Genomic DNA, 17542 nt, shown 5'->3' with positions numbered 1-17542 from the left:
GCATGGCCCTTGTCGACGACCCAATGATTGACGAAGCGGGCTTTCGCATGTCGGAAGCCACGTCGGGCGATTTCTTCGCCCTGCTGAAGCCGCGCGTCATGTCGCTGGTGGTGTTCACGGCCTTTGTCGGCATGGTCGCTGCACCCGTGACCATCAACCCGCTGCTGGCGGTGATCGCCATCCTGGCCATTGCCATCGGCGCCGGCGCCTCTGGTGCGCTCAACATGTGGTACGACGCCGACATCGACGCAGTAATGAGCCGGACCGCCGGCCGCCCGGTACCCTCCGGCCGCATCCTGCCCGGCGAAGCCCTGAGCTTCGGCCTTGTGCTTTCGGTGCTATCGGTGATGACGCTGGGCGTACTGGTCAACTGGCTGTCGGCGGCGCTGCTTGCCTTCACCATCTTCTTCTACGCCGTCGTCTACACGATGTGGCTGAAGCGCTCGACGCCGCAGAACATCGTCATCGGCGGTGCCGCCGGCGCCATCCCGCCGGTCATCGGCTGGGCCGCGGTGACCGGAACGGTGAGCCTGGAAAGCCTCGTCCTGTTCCTGATCATCTTCCTGTGGACGCCGCCGCACTTCTGGGCGCTGGCACTGTTCAAGTCCGACGACTACGCCAAGGCCGGCATCCCGATGATGCCGAACGTTGCCGGCCAGGCCTCGACCCGCCGCCAGATCTTTGCCTACGCCCTGATCCTGGCGCCGATCGGTGTGCTGCCCTGGGTGCTCGGTTTCACCACCGCCTTCTATGGCGTCGCATCAGTGGCTCTCGGCGCCGGCTTCGTCTGGTATGCCTGGAAAGTGCTGTGCATGACCGATAGCGACCGCGTCATGAAGCCGGCCAAGGCTCTGTTCGCCTATTCGCTGCTCTACCTCTTCGCCATCTTCGCCATCTATCTTGCCGACTGTGTCGTCGGTCGCGCTTTGGCCATCGGTGGAGCATGACCATGATCGACAAGAAGCTTGAACTGGTCACGCTGACCGAAAGCCAGAAGAAGGCGCGGCGCAACCGTTCGGCGGCGATCGGCGTCGCGCTGGCGATTCTGGTCGTCATCTTCTACGTCGCGACCATCGTGAAATTCGGCCATACCGGATGAGGCCGATGATGACCCGCCAGACCGTGACCGATCCCAGGAAGAAGAACACCAACCGCGTCGTCGCCGCCGTCTGCGTCGCCTTCTTCGGCGGCATGATCGGCATGGCCTACGCCGCGGTGCCGCTCTACAAGATGTTCTGCCAGGCCACCGGCTATGGCGGCACGACGCAGCGCGCCGAAAAGCAATATGCCGGCCGCATCCTCGACCGCGACATCACCGTGCGCTTCGACGCCAACACCAACGGCATTCCCTGGCAGTTCCAGCCGGTCGCCCGCTCGGTCACCATCAAGATCGGCGAGACCACGCAGGCGCATTACAGCGCCACCAACAAGTTCGACCGCGCCGTTACCGGCCGCGCCACCTTCAACGTGCAGCCGGAACTGGCGGGCCCCTACTTCAACAAGGTCGAGTGTTTCTGCTTCACCGACACGACGCTGAAGCCCGGCGAGACGCTGGACATGCCGGTCGTGTTCTATGTGGATCCCGATATCGTCAACGTGCCGGAACTGAAGGACTTGAAGACGATCACCCTGTCCTACACCATGTTCCCGGTCCAAAAGAACAAGCCGGTGGCGTCATCGACGCCGGACAGCAGCAGCAAAGTTTCAGATACCGAAGCAAATCTCGGGGGTTGATATGGCAGACGCGCACGCAAAACCACAACACGACTACCATCTCGTCAACCCGAGCCCGTGGCCCTTCCTGGGGTCGATCGGCGCGCTGGTGACTGCAGTCGGCGGCGTCGCCCTGATGCAGTATCTCAAGAACGGCGATTTCCCGATTTTCGGCCACAACATCGCCAATCCATGGCTGTTCTTCATCGGCCTCGTCATCGTCCTCTACACGATGTTTGCCTGGTGGTCGGACACCATCAAGGAAGCGCATGAGGGCCACCACACGCGCGTCGTGTCGCTGCATCTGCGCTACGGCATGATCATGTTCATCGCTTCGGAAGTGATGTTCTTCGTTGCCTGGTTCTGGGCCTATTTCGATGCCAGCCTGTTTCCGAGCGAAGTGCAGAATTACGCCCGCACCGCTTTCACTGGCGGCGTCTGGCCGCCGAAGGGTCTCGAAGTCCTCGATCCCTTCCATCTGCCGCTCTACAACACCATCATCCTGCTTCTGTCGGGCACCACGGTGACATGGGCGCACCATTCGCTCATCCATGGCGACCGCAAGGGCCTGATCAACGGCCTGGTGCTGACCGTCGGCCTCGGCATGCTGTTCACCATGGTGCAGGCCTACGAGTACATGCACGCTCCGTTCGGCTTCAAGGATTCCATCTACGGCGCCACCTTCTTCATGGCGACCGGCTTCCATGGCTTCCACGTCATCATCGGCACCATCTTCCTGCTGGTCTGCCTGATCCGCGCCTGGAAAGGCGACTTCACGCCCAAGCAGCATTTCGGCTTCGAGGCGGCTGCCTGGTACTGGCACTTCGTCGACGTGGTCTGGCTGTTCCTGTTCGCATCGATCTACGTCTGGGGATCGGTCGGCGCGGTGATCGAAGGCCACTGACGGCTTTCACCGAACCGACAAATCAGAAGGGCGGTCGCGGCAACGCGGTCGCCTTTCTTCTTTTCGGCGCCCCATCAATGGCCAACGGATTCGGCTGGTCGGGCTGGCTGCTTCAATTGGTCGACTGGACCGATGGCTGCATTGGGGTTACCGACTGCGACATGGACGAAATCTGGACTATGGTGCCGGATGGAACGCTGATCGAAATCGAGCCGTAAAGCATGACTATCCATGAGTGAAGATAGGGCGATCTGGCCACCCATTGAGCCGATCTCGGCCGGCCTGCACGGATGCTGCCCGCGCTGCGGCGAAGGACGGCTGTTTTCCGGCTTCCTCACCGTCGGCAAGCGCTGCAACAATTGCGGCCTCGACTATTCCTACGCCGATGCCGGCGACGGCCCGGCGGTGTTCGTCATCCTGATCATCGGCTTCATCGTCGTGGGGCTGGCGCTGTGGGTGGAGGTGACGCTGAGCCCGCCGCTCTGGCTGCATTTCATCATCTGGATACCGCTGGCCGTGGGACTGTGCCTGACGGCGCTGAGGTTGATCAAGGGGGTGCTGCTGACGCTTCAATACGCCAACAAGGCGGCCGAAGGCCGCCTGGACCAGGGGCAATGAGCGAGGCGCTGACCAAGCCCGCCGGCCGCTCGCGGCCGAAGACGGCATTGCTGCTCGGCCTCGGCCTGGTGGTGTTCGTCATCCTGCTCGGGCTTGGCACATGGCAGGTGCAGCGCCTGTACTGGAAGGAAGCCCTTCTGCAGACCATCGACCAGCGCACCCATTCAGCGCCGCAGCCGCTGGCAGACGTCGAGAAGGAATTCGCCGCAACCGGTGATGTCGACTACACGCCGGTCACCGTCAGCGGGACGTTCCTGCACTCCGGCGAGCGGCATTTCTACGCCACCTGGGACGGCGACGCCGGCTTCAACGTCTACACCCCGCTGGCCCTCGACGATGGCCGCTATATCCTGATCAACCGCGGCTTCGTTCCCTATGATCTCAAGGATGCCGCCAAGCGGCCGCAAGGGCAGGTGACCGGCAAGGTCACGGTCACCGGCCTGGCGCGCAACCCGCTGCCGGGCAAGCCGTCGATGATGCTGCCCGACAATGACGTGGCCAAGAACATCTTCTACTGGAAGGATCGTGATGTCATGGCGGCGAGTGCCGGCCTGCCGGCCGGCGCCGTGCTGGTGCCGATCTTCATCGACGCCGACAAGACGCCGAACCCGGGCGGGCTGCCGGTCGGCGGCGTCACCATCATCGACCTGCCGAACTCTCATCTGCAATATGCCTTCACCTGGTATGGCCTGGCGGCGGCTCTTGCCGCGGTTCTGATCATCAGGCTGCGCCGCCCGGCAAAGACTGAATGATCCAGAGCATCATCCCGAAAAGTGGGAACCGGTTTCGGACAAGATCATGCTCCAACAAAGAGTTAGATCAGGTTGACCATTCAACCTGATCTCAACTGCCCTTGACAGGGCAGGGGTGCACACCTCATTTCGCGTCACGATACGATCAACCGATCTGGAATCATGCTGCAGACCGCCACAAAACCACCGCTGACGATCCGGCTCTGCCAGCCGCGCGGCTTTTGCGCCGGTGTCGACCGCGCGATCCAGATCGTCGTGCTGGCGTTGAAGAAATACGGCGCGCCGGTCTATGTCCGCCACGAGATCGTGCACAACCGCTATGTCGTCGAGGGCCTGCAAAGCCTTGGCGCGGTTTTCATCGAGGAACTCTCGGAAATCCCGGCCGAGCACCGCAAGTCGCCGGTTGTCTTCTCGGCCCACGGCGTGCCGAAATCGGTGCCGGCCGACGCCAAGGCACGCGAGCTCTTCTATCTTGACGCCACCTGCCCGCTGGTGTCCAAGGTGCACAAGCAGGCGATGCGCCATCAGCGGCTCGGCCGCCATGTGCTTCTGATCGGCCATGCCAGCCATCCCGAAGTGATCGGCACCATGGGCCAACTGGCTGAAGGCGCCGTCACGCTGATCGAGACCGAAGCCGACGCTGGGACCTTTGCCCCCGCCGACCCGGAAGCGCTCGGCTTCGTAAGCCAGACAACGTTGTCGGTCGAAGACACTGCCGGCATATTGCGGGTGCTGCAGGAGCGCTTCCCGCAACTGCATGCACCGGCCGCCGAATCGATCTGCTACGCCACCACCAACCGCCAGGAAGCGGTCAAGGAAACCGCCGCCGGCGCCGATCTCTATCTGATCGTCGGTGCGCCCAATTCCTCCAATTCGCGCCGTCTTGTCGAAGTGGCGGAGCGCGCCGGCGCCACCATGTCGCTTCTCGTACAGCGCGCCGCCGAAATTCCGTGGAATGACATCACAAATATATCGACGCTCGGCCTGTCTGCCGGCGCGTCGGCGCCGGAGATCATCGTCGACGAGATCATCGACGCCTTCCGCCAGCGCTTCGAGGTGAACATCGACCTGGCGATCACGGCCACCGAAACGGAGGATTTTCCAGTCATGCGGGTTCTGCGCGATGTCGAACTGACGCGGGCCGACATGGCCTTCGTCAACGGAGCCGCGTGAACAGCCCATGGCGGTCTACACCGACGTCAATGAGGGCGAACTCGGCGCGTTCCTGAGGGCATATCCAGTCGGCGAACTCTTGTCCTACAAGGGTATCGCCGAAGGCACGGAGAATTCGAATTTCCTGCTGCACACCTCAAGCGGCTCTTACATACTGACGCTCTACGAGAAGCGCGTCGACAAGGCCGACCTGCCGTTCTTCCTTGGCCTGATGGGCCATCTCGCCCGCAAAGGCATTTCCTGTCCGCTGCCGGTGACCGCGCATGACGGCACCGTCATCGGCACGCTGGCCGGCCGTCCCGCGGTCATCATCACCTTCCTCGAAGGCCTGTCGCTGCGGCGGCCGACAGCGGCGCATTGCGCGGAGGTCGGCAAGGCGCTCGCCGCCCTGCATCTCGCCGGCCAGGATTTTGCGATGACGCGTGACAACGCGCTCGCCATCGAGGGCTGGCGCAAACTCTGGAATGCCTCGCGCGACCGAGCCGACGAGGTCGAGCCGGGACTGGCGGCCGAGGTCGACGCGGATTTCGCGGATTTCGAACGCCATTGGCCGCAGGGCCTGCCGGCAGGCATCATCCATGCCGATCTGTTTCCCGACAATGTCTTCTTCCTCGGCGAGAAACTGTCCGGCCTCATCGACTTCTATTTCGCCTGCCACGACCTCTACGCCTATGACGTCGCCACCTGTCTCAACGCCTGGTGTTTCGAGAAGGATTTCTCCTTCAACCTGACCAAAGGCACGGCGCTGCTGGCCGGCTATCAGAGCGTGCGACCTTTGAGCGAGGGCGAGAAAGCAGCGCTGCCGATGCTTTCGCGCGGCTCGGCGCTGCGCTTCATGCTGACCCGGCTCTATGACTGGCTGACCGTTCCCGACGGCGGGCTGGTCATGAAGCGCGATCCGACCGAATATATCCGCCGCATGCGCTTCCACCGCGCGATCAAGTCGCCTTCGGAATACGGACTGACATGACCAAGCAGGTCGAAATCTTCACCGACGGTGCCTGCTCGGGCAATCCCGGTCCCGGCGGCTGGGGCGCCATCCTGCGCTTCAACGGCAAGACCAGGGAATTGTCGGGCGGCGAGGCCGAGACGACCAATAACCGTATGGAGCTGCTGGCCGCCATCTCGGCGCTGAATGCGCTGAAGGAGCCGTGCTCCGTCGAGCTTCACACCGACAGCAAATATGTCATGGACGGTATCTCCAAATGGATCCACGGCTGGAAGAAAAACGGCTGGAAGACCGCCGACAAGAAGCCGGTCAAGAACGGTGAACTGTGGCAGGCGCTGGATGAGGCCAATCGGCGCCACAAGGTGACCTGGAACTGGGTCAAGGGCCATGCCGGCCATACCGAGAACGAACGCGCCGACGAACTCGCAAGGGAAGGCATGGCGCCGTTCAAGAAGAGTCCGTTAAAACCTGTGGCGCCGAAGCCTGCGGCGGCGCTGAAGCCGGCGGCATCCGAGAAGCAGCCTGCGGCGCCACGGGCACGGCGCTCGACCCAAAGCTATTGAGCTCAAGCTATCGGCAGGAGATCTCACTCATGCCGATCGTATACTACATCACCCATCCCCAGGTTCAGATCGATCCCAACGTTCCCGTGCCGCACTGGGGGCTGTCCGAGATCGGACGAGCGCGAGCATCAGCCATGCTCGATCAGCCATGGGTCGGATCGATCCGCCGTGTCGTCTCGTCGGCCGAGCGCAAGGCGATCGAAACCGCCGAGATTCTTGGCAAACACCTCGGCCTCGCGGTCGAGGTGAGGGAGCGCATGCATGAGAACGATCGGTCGGCAACCGGCTTCCTGCCGCCGCCCGAGTTCGAGGCGGTCGCCGACCAGTTCTTCGCCAATCCGCACAAAAGCATTCGCGGCTGGGAACGGGCCATCGACGCCCAGCAACGCATTGTCAGCGAGGTCGAAACGGTGCTGGGTGCTGCCGACGGCGGCGACATTGCCTTCGTCGGCCATGGCGGCGTCGGAACATTGCTGCTGCTCTCGCTCAGCGGCCGCGCAATCAGCCGCGCGGCGGACCAGCCGGCCGGCGGTGGTAATTACTTCGCCTATGATGTCGGCACGCGCCGCGTCGTCCACGGATGGCGGCCGATAGACAGTCTGGCGCCGCGCTAAAGCGGATGTCAGGAGATCATCGATACCGTAGCCGCGATGAAGCCGCGCGCGACCAACAGATAGAACCCGTCCTCAGCGGATCAGCAGGGCCGTGCCGTAGAGGCCGAGCGCGAACACCGTGTGCGAGATCACGTTGAAGGCGCGGATCTGCATCGCGTTGGGGCGCTTTGAGGCAGCCCAGCCGCCGCCCATGCCGGGCGCCAGCAGGAACCAGCCGGCGCCGATGGTGACCATGCCGAGGATGAAGGCCGGCAGGAAGGTCGGCGCGTCCAACCATGCCGTGCCCACCAGCGCCACCAGGATGAAGCCGTAGACGATGCCGGTGACATAGTGGAAAGCCCAGCCCAGCGCCTGCTCATGCGCATAGGGTGCGGCTTGGGCGATATCGTCGTGGAAAACCTTGCCTTCCCTAAGGTGCCAGACCCAGCGGCCGGGCGGCCCCCAGTTCGGCCGCGGCTGACTGAGCGCCAGATGCAGGAACAGCGCCCAAAGATCCATCAGCACCGTGGCGCCGATGCCAATCGCAATGCTGCGCCAGATGATGTCAAACATCGTCGATGTCCCCCAAAGCAGGCAATCCGGCTGGAAGCGCGTGGTCGTCAGGCCATGGCGTTCATGAGCCGAGGCGGCCGCACGGTTTAGAGCTGGCTCAGAATGTGAGCGGCACCCGACGTGTCGACTCCTGGCTTGGTCTCGACGTTGAGCGCGGTGACCTTGCCGTTGTCGACGATCATCGAGAAGCGCTTCGAGCGCAATCCCATGCCGCCGCTGGAATAGTCGGAGTCGAGGCCGATCGACCTGGCGAAGTCGCCATTGCCGTCGGCGAGATAGAGGATCTTGCCTTGACCGCCGGTGAAATTGGCCCAGGCGCCCATGACATGGACATCGTTGACGGACACGACGGCGATGGTGTCGACGCCGCGGGCCAGGATGGCATCGTGGTTCTCGAGATAGCCCGGCAGATGATTGTTGCTGCAGGTCGGCGTGAAGGCGCCTGGAACGCCGAACAGCACGACCTTCTTGCCCGCGAAAATCTCGGCCGAGGTGATCACCTTGGCGCCGTCGGCGGTCATTTCCTTGAAGGTCGCATCGGGCAGTTTGTCGCCAACGGCAATCGTCATGATGGTCCTCGTGTGAAAAGCAGGGAAGGTTTCTTGCGATAGCGAAATCGGGCATCTCCCGCAACCGCCGACAAGGCCTGGATCAAGGGAAAGCCCGGATCGGGTTCGGTATCAGGGGAACGGCAGAACGCCCTCGACCGCGCCTTCGGCACTTGTCAGGGTGTAATACAACCCGCCATCGGTCGGTGTCGTCGACGGCCGGTCGAGGATCGGAATGGTAAATACCAGCCGGCCGTCCTTTTCGCTGCGTGCAGGCGCCCCGAACATATAATCGCGTCCCCCGGCGACGAATAAATCCGCCGCCTCCGGATCTCCGGGAAAAGTCGCCTCGACCATCAGCGTCTCATGGTCGCCCGGCAGCACCTTGATCCCGAAATCGGGCTTGGCAGGCGCGGGCAAGGTGGCGAGTGCAGCCTTCACCAGCGCCGCATCCTCGGCATTGTCGGGATCGGCGGCGGGATAGACGCTCAGCCGCGTCTGCACCGGAATACAGATCGTCTCGCAGATGCCAAGAAAGATGTCGGCATCGATGACGGCCGCATCCCCAGGCGACGACAAAGTGAATGTCACCGGCAGCGAGACCGGATGGTTGTAGCCGGCCCATTTGCCGTAGCCGTCGTCATGGCGCTGCGGCGGCGGGAAGGAAAACGCCGCATCGGTGATGTTGGTGCTGGCCGAAACGTCGATCTGCGGCGGCACGCCGGCGTCGCCCGGATCGCGCCAATAAGTTTTCCAGCCGGGCTTGAGCGCGATGTCGAGCACGCCCTGTATGCGACCGGCCTCGTCGGCCTTGCCTGTTGTCACCAGCCGCACCTTGCCGCCTTCGCTGTTGTACCATTCCGACGAGGAGGCGGCGGCGGGCAGGACTGCTCCGCATCCGATAGCAATACCGAGCAGCAGGATTTTCAAGCTTTGCATGGCGTTGATTTGATCGTCAGTTCATGGCCGCGCAATGTTTTCATGGCGCTCTGCGTATCATATTTGCGTGACCTTCGGGCAAGGAACAGTTGGCTTCAAGCAATCGGCCGAGTGAAGTTCGCAGTCAAGATTCCGTTGTTCCAACCGTTGGGCTTTGGCCGAATCGCACGCGGCGCATCTTTTCGGCGTCCCGGAAACGCGTTACGCTCCAGTCCATGGACTTGTTGCGCCACAAAAAGACAGCCGGTGGACGCGGCTTTCTTGACGACCAGTTCCTGATTGCCATGCCCGGCATGAAGGACGATCGCTTCACGCGCTCGGTCATCTACATCTGCGCGCACAGCGATGAAGGCGCCATGGGCCTGATCATCAACCAGACGCAACAGATGCTGTTTCCCGATCTTCTGGTGCAGCTCGGCATCATGAACGAGCAGGAGGCGATCAGGCTGCCGGCGCAGGCTCGCGACTTCGTCGTGCGCAATGGCGGCCCCGTCGACCGTAGCCGCGGCTTCGTCCTGCACTCGGGCGACTACCGGGTGGAATCCTCGCTCACCGTCTCCGACGATATCTGCCTGACCGCGACGGTCGACATATTGCGCGCCATCTCGTCCGGCCGCGGCCCGCGGCGCGCATTGATGGCGCTCGGCTATTCCGGCTGGGGCGCCGGCCAGCTGGAAACCGAGATCGCCGAGAATGGCTGGCTGACCTGTCCGGCCACGCCGGAGCTGCTGTTCGACGCCGACATCGAGCGGAAGTACGACCGCATCCTGGCATCGATCGGGATTGATCTGGCGCATCTGAGCCTGGCCGCGGGGCACGCCTGAGGCCTCGCATTCGCCGACGTTCCGCCGAACCTTCGCGACTAGCCGAAGCCGCCCGCCACTTTCGTCATCCTAGGGTCTGCGCCGCGTCGCTGCGCTCCTTGCTTCGCCCTAGGATGACGAAGGCGCGGTCGCTTCAGCTAATTTTCGGGGTTCATTCCAATGTAACCACGCGCCTGCACGACGCATGCCTCACCCATCACGCCTGCGTCATCGGGTACTGCTCTTTCAACGCCTTCAGCACCTGGTCGCCTGGCATCGGCGCGCCGAACATGAAGCTTTGCACATACTCGCAGCCCATCTGGCGCAGTTCCAGCGCATCGCTTTCGTCGGAGATGCCCTCGGCCACCACCGACAGGCCGAGTTCATGCGCCATGTTGACCATGGATTTGAGCAGCACCGCCCGCTTCGGCGTCGCGTCGTCGACGAAGCTCTTGTCGATCTTGATGGTGTCGAAGGGGAAGCGGGTCAGATAGGCGAGCGAGGAATAGCCGGTGCCGAAATCGTCCAGCGACAGGCCGATGCCGAGCTGCTTGAGCTTGGTCAGCACATGCGAGGTCTGCTCTGGATTGTCCATGACCAGCGATTCGGTAAGTTCGAGCCGGAAGCAGCGCGGCTTCAGATTGGCGCGGGCGATGACCGAGCGGACATCGCTGACCAGGTCGCGGCGGATCAGCTGGCGACTGGACAGATTGACCGACACCGACAGCGGCGTGTCGCCGATCTGCTTTTGCCAACCGGCGAGGTCTTCGGCCGCCTGCTGCATGGCAAACAGCCCAAGCTGCACGATCAGGCCACAGCTTTCGGCGACCGGGATGAAATCGCCCGGCGGGATCATGCCGCGGCGCGGATGGTCCCAACGCAGCAGCGCCTCGAAGCCGGCAATGCTGCCGTCCTCCAGCCGTACGATCGGCTGGTAGGCAAGGGTGAACTCACGCCGCTCGATGGCGCGGCGCAGATCGGATTCGAATTGCAGCCGGTCGGTGCCGACGGTGCGGAAGGCCGGCCGGAACGGCTCGATCCTGTCGCCGCCGAAGCGCTTGGCCTGGTGCATGGCAAGCTCGGCGTCCTTGACCATGTCTTCTGCCGAAGTCTGCGCCGAGGTCCAGGTGATCAGGCCGATCGAGGCAGTCAGCACGATCTCGCGCTTGGCGAAGGTGATCGGGTTGTTGATGGCGTGCTTGATGGCGTCTGCCACCGCCGCGATGCGGGAGGGTTCCTGTTCGGAGAGCAGCATCAGGGCGAACTGGTCACCGGCAAAGCGCGACAGCGAATCCTTAGGTTTCAACAGCCGGTGCAAGCGGCGCGCAATGGTGAGCAGGATGGTGTCGCCGGCCGAGATGCCAAGCCCGTCATTGACCTGCTTGAAACGGTCGATGTCGATGACGAAGACGGTGGGGCGCACCTTCTCTTCGGTGCGCGCGATCGAGATGATGGCTTCCAGCCGGTTCATCAGAAGTTCGCGGTTGGGCAGGCCGGTCAGATTGTCGTGAACGGCATCGTGCAGCAGCCTTTCCTCGGACTTTTTCTGCTCGGTAACGTCGACCATGGTGCCGACGCAGCGAATCACTTCGCCATCCGAGCCGATCACCGGCCGCGCCCGAAGCAAGAACCAGTGGTAGTGCCCGTCGGCGCCGCGCAGGCGGAAATTCTGCGAGACCCGGCCGCGCCGATGTTCGAGCACCACGTCGAGCGTGGTGCGGAACGTGTCGCGGTCGTCGGCATGCAGCACCGGCAGCCAGTTGCGGGCCGCACCCCCCAGGCTGTTGGGAGCGAGGCCAAGCTGGATGCTGACGTCGGGCTTGGTGACGACGCGGTCGCGCAGCACGTCCCAGTCCCACACCGTGTCGCCGGAGCCGGCTACGGCCAGCGCCTGCCGTTCGAGGTCGGAGAACAGGCCCTGATGCAGCGCGCCGCCGGCAAAGGCATGCTGCATGACGGTGAAGCCGATCAAAAGGATGATCAGGATCAGCCCGCCGCCCAATGCCGGCTGGGCGATGTCGTTGTCGAGCATGCCGGTGATCGCCATCCACGACCCGCACAGCCATAGCAGCACCATCACCCAACTGGGCACCAGCATGATCGCACGGTCATAACCACGAAGACCGAGCAGGATGATGAGGCCAAGCCCGGTCAGCGCGGTGGCGGCGAAGGACAGCCGGGCAATACCGGCGGCGACGGCCGGATCGATGATGGCCACACCCGCAATCAGCACCAGGCCGAGGATCCAGACCAGCGCGCCATAGCTGAAATGGCCGTGCCACCGGTTGAGGTTGAGATAGGCGAACAGGAACACCACGAAGGTCGCCGCAAGCGCCACCTCCGTTCCCGCCCGCCACATCTGCTCGTTCCCGGGCGATATCTCTATGATCTTGTTTAGAAAGCCGAAATCGACGCAGATATAGGCAAGTACCGCCCACGCAAGTGCGGCTGTCGCCGGAAACATCGAGGTTCCCTTGACGACGAAAAGGATGGTCAGGAAGAGCGCCAGCAGCCCGGCGATGCCGATGACGATGCCGCGGAACAGCGTATAGGAATTGACCGAGTCCTTGTAGGCTTCCGGCTCCCATAGATAGACCTGCGGCAGCTTCGGCGAGGCGAGTTCGGCGATGAAGGTGATCACCGTTCCCGGGTTCAGCGTCACCCGGAACACGTCGGCGTCGGAGCTTGACTGGCGGTCGAGCGCGAATCCCTCGCTGGGGGTGATAGCGGCGATGCGGGTGGCGCCGAGATCGGGCCAGAAGATGCCGGAATTCACCAGCCGGAAATGCGGCGCCACGATCAGCCGGTCGAGCTGCTGGTCGGTGGTGTTGGCGAGCGCAAACACCGCCCAGTCACCGCTCGAGCGCGCGTCATTGGCCTCGACCTCGATGCGCCGGACGATGCCGTCGGGACCGGGCGCGGTCGACACCTGGAAGTTTTCGCCCTGATTGACGTAGATCTGGACGGCGCGCGACAGGTCGAGCGCGACATCGTCGCGGGCAATCTTGATCGGTTCGACGGCGAAGGCCGGGAGCGCCGCGCAAAGCGTGACGACAACCGCCAGAACAAAGGCCAACAGCGACCCGTTTCGCAGGAAATTCGTCAAAAATCAGTCCTTCGTTCCAGCGCCCGGCGGATCGTCCGCGATCCGGGCGTAGAGGTAGTGGTCCTGCCAGATGCCGTTGATCCTGAGGTAGGATCGCAGAAGTCCTTCGCGCCGGAATCCGGCTTTTTCAAGCACGCGGATCGACCGGACATTGTCGGGAATACAGGCAGCTTCGATCCGGTGCAACCTCAGCGTATCGAAGGCGAAGCGGCAGACCACCTTGACCGCGTCGGTCATCAGGCCGCGGCCGCCGAACCGCTCCCCGATCCAGTAGCCGACATGGCCGCTTTGCGAGACGCCGTGGCGGATATTGCCGAGCGTAATGCCGCCTGCAAGCTTGCCGCTCGCCTTCTCGAAGATGAAGAAGGCGATGGCGGTTCCCTGCGCATAGTCTTCGCGGTAGCGGCCGATGCGCAGCCGCCAGGCGGTGCGGTCGAGTTCATCGGGCGTCCAGCGCGGCTCCCACGGTTCGAGGAAGGCACGGCTTTCGCCGCGCACCGCCGACCATTCGCGATAGTCGTTGGTGTAGGGCACGCGCAGCATGACCCGGTCGCCTTTCAGTGCCGGCAGGTCACGGCGAAAGAAAGGGAGCGCGAACACCGGCGCTTGAAGGCTTAGACGGCGAGCTTGCGGGCCGTGGTGTGCGTGCCCGCAAGCGAATCGAGAATCGCCTCATAGGGCGCGAGCGTACCCACCGGTCCAACCGCGGTCAGCGTCGGCTTGGTCGAAAACAGCCGGGACGAAAGGTCGGTCAGCCGCTCGACGGTCAGCGCCGACAGCCGTTCCATCAATTCCTCCTTGGCGATCGGCCGACCGAACAGAAGCAGCTGCCTGGCGATCTGCGAGGCGCGGCTGGCCGGGCTTTCAGCCGACATGATCAGGCCGGCGCGATATTGCGCGCGGGCGCGGTCGAGCTCTTCCTGAAGGATATTCTCGCCGGCCTTCTGCAGCTCGTCGATAATGACCGGCACCAGTTCGGCAATGTCGCTCTGCCCGGTCGCGGCATGAACGCCGAAGATGCCGGTATCGGAAAAACCCCAGTGGAAGGCATAGACCGAATAGCACAGGCCACGCTTTTCGCGGACCTCCTGGAACAGCCGGGACGACATGCCGCCGCCGAGGATCATCGACAGCACCTGCGAAGCGTAGAAATCGCGCACATGATAGGCTCGGCCTTCGAAGCCGAGCACGATCTGCGCGTCCATCAGGTCGCGATCCTCGCGGAAATCGCCGCCGACATACTGCGCATATTGCGGCATCGTGCTGTCGGACTTGCTGCGGAAACCGCCGAGCTGCTTTTCGACCTCGCGCACGAAATTGTCATGCTTGATGTCGCCGGCCGCGACGATCACCATCTTCTCGGCGCCATATTGGCGCTCGATGAAATCATGCAGCTGTTTGGAGGTGAAGGATTTGACGGTTTCCGGCGTGCCGAGGATCGAGCGGCCGATCGTCTGGTGGCGGAAGGCGGTCTCGGTGAAACGGTCGAAGACGATGTCGTCGGGTGTGTCGTGCGCGGCGCCGATCTCCTGCAGGATCACATGCTGCTCGCGCTCCAGTTCCTCTGGGTCGAATTCGGACTCCTGCAGGATATCGGCAAGGATATCCACCGCCAGCGGCACATCGTCGGACAGCACCCTGGCGTAATAGGACGTCGTCTCGACTGATGTGGCGGCATTGATCTCGCCGCCGACATCCTCGATTTCCGAGGCGATCTCGAAGGCCGTCCGCCTTTTCGTACCCTTGAAGGCCATATGCTCGAGCAGATGGGCCATTCCGTGCTCGTCGTCACGCTCATTGCGGGCGCCGGACTTGACCCAGGCGCCAAGGGCAACGGATTCGAGGCTTGGAAGGGTTTCGGTGGCGACTGTCAGGCCGTTCGACAGACGGCTTACCTCAACACCCATATGGCAAGTACTCCCTAACGCGCTGCCCTTGAGTGGCGGCTCACGTAATCTTCCACCATTTTCAGGTCGGATGGAAGTACCGTGTACTTTTCGTCGGCTGACATCAAGGACCCCAGCCATGCGGGCAGGGCCGGCGACACGCCGCAGGCGGCTTCGACCGCGGCCGGGAACTTGGCCGGGTGCGCCGTGCCCAGCACCACCATCGGCACTGCACCGTCAGCCTTGCCGGCGGCGACATGCACGGCCGCGGCCGTGTGCGGATCGAGCAGATAATTGCTGGATTCGAGCGTTGAACGGATGGTGGCGGCAACCTCGTCCATATCAGCGCGTCCGGCGTCGAATTCGGACCGCATCCGGTCGATTTCTGCGGTTTCGATGGTGAAGGCGCCGGATTGCTTGAGGCCGGCCATGTAACGCCGCACCGTCTCCGCGTTACGGTCGCAGGCCTCGAACAGCAGTCGCTCGAAGTTCGACGATACCTGGATGTCCATCGATGGCGACGTCGTCGCAAACACACCCTTGGTGCGGTATTCACCGGTCGCGAAAGTGCGCGCCAATATGTCGTTGTTGTTGGTGGCGACGATCAGCCGCTCGATCGGCAGGCCCATCTTCTTGGCGGCGTAACCGGCGAAAATATCGCCGAAATTGCCGGTCGGCACGGTAAAGGAGACCGGCCTGTCCGGCGCGCCGAGCGAAAGCGCCGAGGAAAAATAATAGACGATCTGGGCCATGATGCGGGCCCAGTTGATCGAATTGACGCCCGACAGCGACACGCGATCACGAAAACGATGATCGTTGAACATATCCTTCAGCAGGCCCTGGCAATCGTCGAAATTGCCTTCGATCGCCAGCGCCTGGACGTTGGCGGCAGTCGATGTCGTCATCTGCCGCTGCTGCACCGGCGAGACGCGGCCATGCGGGAACATCACGAAAATGTCAGTCCGGTCGCGGCCGGCGAAGGCATCGATGGCGGCGCCGCCAGTGTCACCCGAGGTCGCGCCGACGATGGTGGCGCGCTGGCCACGCTCAGTCAGTACATGGTCCATCAGCCGGGCAAGCAGCTGCATGGCAACGTCCTTGAAGGCCAGCGTCGGACCGTGGAAGAGCTCGAGGATGAACGTGTTGGCGCCGGTCTGCACCAGCGGGCAGACGGCCCGGTGGCGGAAGGTGGCATAGGCTTCTCGCACCAGGCGCTCGAAGACGGGTGCGGCGATCTCGCCGCCGAGGAAGGGCGTCAGCACGCGGATGGCGAGGTCCGCATAGGGCAGGCCGCGCATGGCGCGGATCTCGGCTGCCGAAAACTGCGGCCATGTCTGCGGCACATAAAGCCCGCCGTCGCGGGCCAGCCCCGCCAGCACCGCATCGGCAAATCCAAGCACGGGCGCATCCCCGCGGGTACTCACATAGCGCATCGTCAAAGGTCCATTGCTGCCGCCGGTTTCATCCACGGCAATTGGTTAATTTTCCGAGCCGCCTCAGTCGCATTTTTGCCGTGGCGTTGCTATACGTCACCAACTTTGCGAGAGGGAAGTGCAGTTTCATGGCGTTTCATAAGTTCAACCGTCGCTTTGTCGCGGGTCTGGCGCTAACCGGCTTTATGCTTGCCGCCGCCGGTTGCCAATCGAGCGACAATGGCATCCTCAATCTCGGTTTCGGCAAGAAGACCGACCCGAATGCGCCAATACCGCCTCAGGATCCGAAGGTTCTCGCCAGCCAGTTGCAGGCCTACTGCCCGAAAGTGACGGTGCGTGACGGCACCGCATACTTCAATACCTACGCCAAGGGCGCGCCGCAGCCGAAAAAGAAAAAGGCTGATGCAACACAGGATGCCGAGGCCGCTGCCGCCGCGCAGACGGCGCCTGACGGCTCCATCGTCGACCCGAACAAGGATCCGGCCAAGATCATCTACCAGGCCTCGATCAGCGATGTGAGCCGCGATTGCAGCCGTGCCAACGGCCAGTTGACGATGAAGGTTGGGGTTGCCGGCAAGATCGTGCCGGGACCGCTGTTCGCCCCCGGCACCATCACCATGCCGATCCGCATTGCCGTCATGCACGGCCCCGACGTACTTTATTCGCAGATCCACCCCTATCAGATCCAGGTCAGCGATCCCTCGACCGCCACCCAGTTCGTGTTCACCGATCCCAACGTCGTCGTGCCCGAACCCTCCGCCCGGGATTACACTGTCTATGCCGGCTATGACGACACCGCGCCGGCGGCGGTGGACAAGAAGTCCGGCAAGAAAAAGAAGCGCGCTCCGGCGACGAACTAAGCGCCTGGGCGCCGTCGCTGCTGCGACGGTGCCGGTCAACTCTTTGAAAGATCCAAACGATCCGATCGTAATCCTGCAGGCGTGCGCCTGCGGCAGGTCGCGTCTGCGCTTTAATCTCGATCCATTCCG

The 17542-nt window shown here is 63.1% G+C and carries 20 protein-coding genes; 13 read left to right on the top strand and 7 right to left on the bottom strand.

The window, feature by feature from the left end; genetic code table 11:
• Nucleotides 1-2: 2 nt before the first annotated feature.
• From NLY43_RS08365 to NLY43_RS08315, 11 genes are all read left to right on the top strand, one after another.
• Nucleotides 3-947, top strand: coding sequence for a heme o synthase (locus tag NLY43_RS08365; RefSeq protein ID WP_023668419.1), 945 nt, complete (start codon nucleotides 3-5; stop codon nucleotides 945-947).
• Nucleotides 944-1099, top strand: a complete 156-nt coding sequence (locus tag NLY43_RS08360; RefSeq protein WP_023668418.1) for a cytochrome c oxidase system small membrane protein — start codon at nucleotides 944-946, stop codon at nucleotides 1097-1099. Before NLY43_RS08365 ends, NLY43_RS08360 begins: the two co-directional genes overlap by 4 nt.
• Before the next feature lie 8 nt (nucleotides 1100-1107).
• Complete coding sequence (locus NLY43_RS08355) at nucleotides 1108-1734, top strand: cytochrome c oxidase assembly protein (protein WP_023692073.1); 627 nt, start codon at nucleotides 1108-1110, stop codon at nucleotides 1732-1734.
• A 1-nt stretch (nucleotide 1735) separates the two neighbouring features.
• Nucleotides 1736-2617: a cytochrome c oxidase subunit 3 gene (locus NLY43_RS08350; protein ID WP_023668416.1), complete on the top strand. Its 882-nt coding sequence runs from the start codon at nucleotides 1736-1738 to the stop codon at nucleotides 2615-2617.
• A 77-nt stretch (nucleotides 2618-2694) separates the two neighbouring features.
• Nucleotides 2695-2835, top strand: coding sequence for a L,D-transpeptidase family protein (locus tag NLY43_RS08345; protein WP_023668415.1), 141 nt, complete (start codon nucleotides 2695-2697; stop codon nucleotides 2833-2835).
• A 13-nt stretch (nucleotides 2836-2848) separates the two neighbouring features.
• Nucleotides 2849-3235 (top strand): DUF983 domain-containing protein, encoded by a 387-nt coding sequence (locus NLY43_RS08340; RefSeq protein WP_023709870.1) that lies wholly within the window; start codon nucleotides 2849-2851, stop codon nucleotides 3233-3235.
• Complete coding sequence (locus NLY43_RS08335) at nucleotides 3232-3987, top strand: SURF1 family protein (protein WP_023709869.1); 756 nt, start codon at nucleotides 3232-3234, stop codon at nucleotides 3985-3987. Before NLY43_RS08340 ends, NLY43_RS08335 begins: the two co-directional genes overlap by 4 nt.
• 162 nt (nucleotides 3988-4149) lie before the next feature.
• Complete coding sequence (gene ispH, locus NLY43_RS08330; protein WP_023709868.1) at nucleotides 4150-5160, top strand: 4-hydroxy-3-methylbut-2-enyl diphosphate reductase; 1011 nt, start codon at nucleotides 4150-4152, stop codon at nucleotides 5158-5160.
• A gap of 7 nt (nucleotides 5161-5167) precedes the next feature.
• Nucleotides 5168-6130 carry a homoserine kinase gene (locus NLY43_RS08325; RefSeq protein ID WP_023702010.1) on the top strand — a complete coding sequence of 321 codons (963 nt, stop codon included), beginning with the start codon at nucleotides 5168-5170 and terminating at the stop codon, nucleotides 6128-6130.
• Nucleotides 6127-6672, top strand: a complete 546-nt coding sequence (gene rnhA / locus NLY43_RS08320; RefSeq protein ID WP_023698520.1) for a ribonuclease HI — start codon at nucleotides 6127-6129, stop codon at nucleotides 6670-6672. The genes NLY43_RS08325 and rnhA overlap by 4 nt, the downstream gene beginning before the upstream one ends.
• A gap of 29 nt (nucleotides 6673-6701) precedes the next feature.
• Nucleotides 6702-7286: a histidine phosphatase family protein gene (locus tag NLY43_RS08315; protein ID WP_023709867.1), complete on the top strand. Its 585-nt coding sequence runs from the start codon at nucleotides 6702-6704 to the stop codon at nucleotides 7284-7286.
• Nucleotides 7287-7358: 72 nt separating this feature from the next.
• Here the strand turns inward: NLY43_RS08315 and NLY43_RS08310 are convergent, their stop codons facing one another.
• The 3 genes from NLY43_RS08310 to NLY43_RS08300 all read right to left on the bottom strand — a co-directional run bounded on the left by NLY43_RS08310 (nucleotide 7359) and on the right by NLY43_RS08300 (nucleotide 9325).
• A complete protein-coding gene (locus NLY43_RS08310) occupies nucleotides 7359-7838 on the bottom strand; it encodes a DUF2938 domain-containing protein (protein WP_023706669.1) in 480 nt (159 codons plus the stop codon).
• A gap of 86 nt (nucleotides 7839-7924) precedes the next feature.
• Nucleotides 7925-8407 (bottom strand): peroxiredoxin, encoded by a 483-nt coding sequence (locus NLY43_RS08305; RefSeq protein WP_023698522.1) that lies wholly within the window; start codon nucleotides 8405-8407, stop codon nucleotides 7925-7927.
• 111 nt (nucleotides 8408-8518) lie between these two features.
• Nucleotides 8519-9325 (bottom strand): protein-disulfide reductase DsbD domain-containing protein, encoded by an 807-nt coding sequence (locus tag NLY43_RS08300; protein ID WP_023709866.1) that lies wholly within the window; start codon nucleotides 9323-9325, stop codon nucleotides 8519-8521.
• 215 nt (nucleotides 9326-9540) lie between these two features.
• On the opposite strand from NLY43_RS08300, the gene NLY43_RS08295 reads away from it, so the two are divergent.
• Entirely contained in the window at nucleotides 9541-10149 is a 609-nt protein-coding gene (locus NLY43_RS08295) for a YqgE/AlgH family protein (RefSeq protein WP_023668405.1), read from the top strand.
• A 196-nt stretch (nucleotides 10150-10345) separates the two neighbouring features.
• On the opposite strand, the gene NLY43_RS08290 is transcribed toward NLY43_RS08295, so the two are convergent.
• Genes NLY43_RS08290 through thrC form a run of 4 tightly spaced genes read right to left on the bottom strand, consistent with a single transcriptional unit; the run spans nucleotide 10346 to nucleotide 16553 of the window.
• Nucleotides 10346-13234: an EAL domain-containing protein gene (locus NLY43_RS08290; RefSeq protein WP_023706671.1), complete on the bottom strand. Its 2889-nt coding sequence runs from the start codon at nucleotides 13232-13234 to the stop codon at nucleotides 10346-10348.
• A 3-nt stretch (nucleotides 13235-13237) separates the two neighbouring features.
• Nucleotides 13238-13834: a GNAT family N-acetyltransferase gene (locus NLY43_RS08285; RefSeq protein ID WP_023668403.1), complete on the bottom strand. Its 597-nt coding sequence runs from the start codon at nucleotides 13832-13834 to the stop codon at nucleotides 13238-13240.
• Nucleotides 13835-13848: 14 nt separating this feature from the next.
• Complete coding sequence (locus NLY43_RS08280; protein ID WP_023668402.1) at nucleotides 13849-15141, bottom strand: M16 family metallopeptidase; 1293 nt, start codon at nucleotides 15139-15141, stop codon at nucleotides 13849-13851.
• A gap of 14 nt (nucleotides 15142-15155) precedes the next feature.
• Complete coding sequence (gene thrC, locus NLY43_RS08275) at nucleotides 15156-16553, bottom strand: threonine synthase (protein WP_023709864.1); 1398 nt, start codon at nucleotides 16551-16553, stop codon at nucleotides 15156-15158.
• 128 nt (nucleotides 16554-16681) lie between these two features.
• Between thrC and NLY43_RS08270 the strand changes: the two genes are divergently transcribed.
• The gene (locus tag NLY43_RS08270; RefSeq protein WP_023687159.1) at nucleotides 16682-17413 is read left to right on the top strand and encodes a hypothetical protein; all 732 of its coding nucleotides are present in this window, start codon (nucleotides 16682-16684) and stop codon (nucleotides 17411-17413) included.
• Nucleotides 17414-17542 lie beyond the last annotated feature (129 nt).

Source organism: Mesorhizobium sp. C416B (assembly GCF_030323165.1).
In the GTDB taxonomy this organism is placed as follows: Bacteria; Pseudomonadota; Alphaproteobacteria; order Rhizobiales; family Rhizobiaceae; genus Mesorhizobium.
Note: the sequence above shows the minus strand (reverse complement) of the source record. Positions and strands in the feature narration are given on the sequence as shown.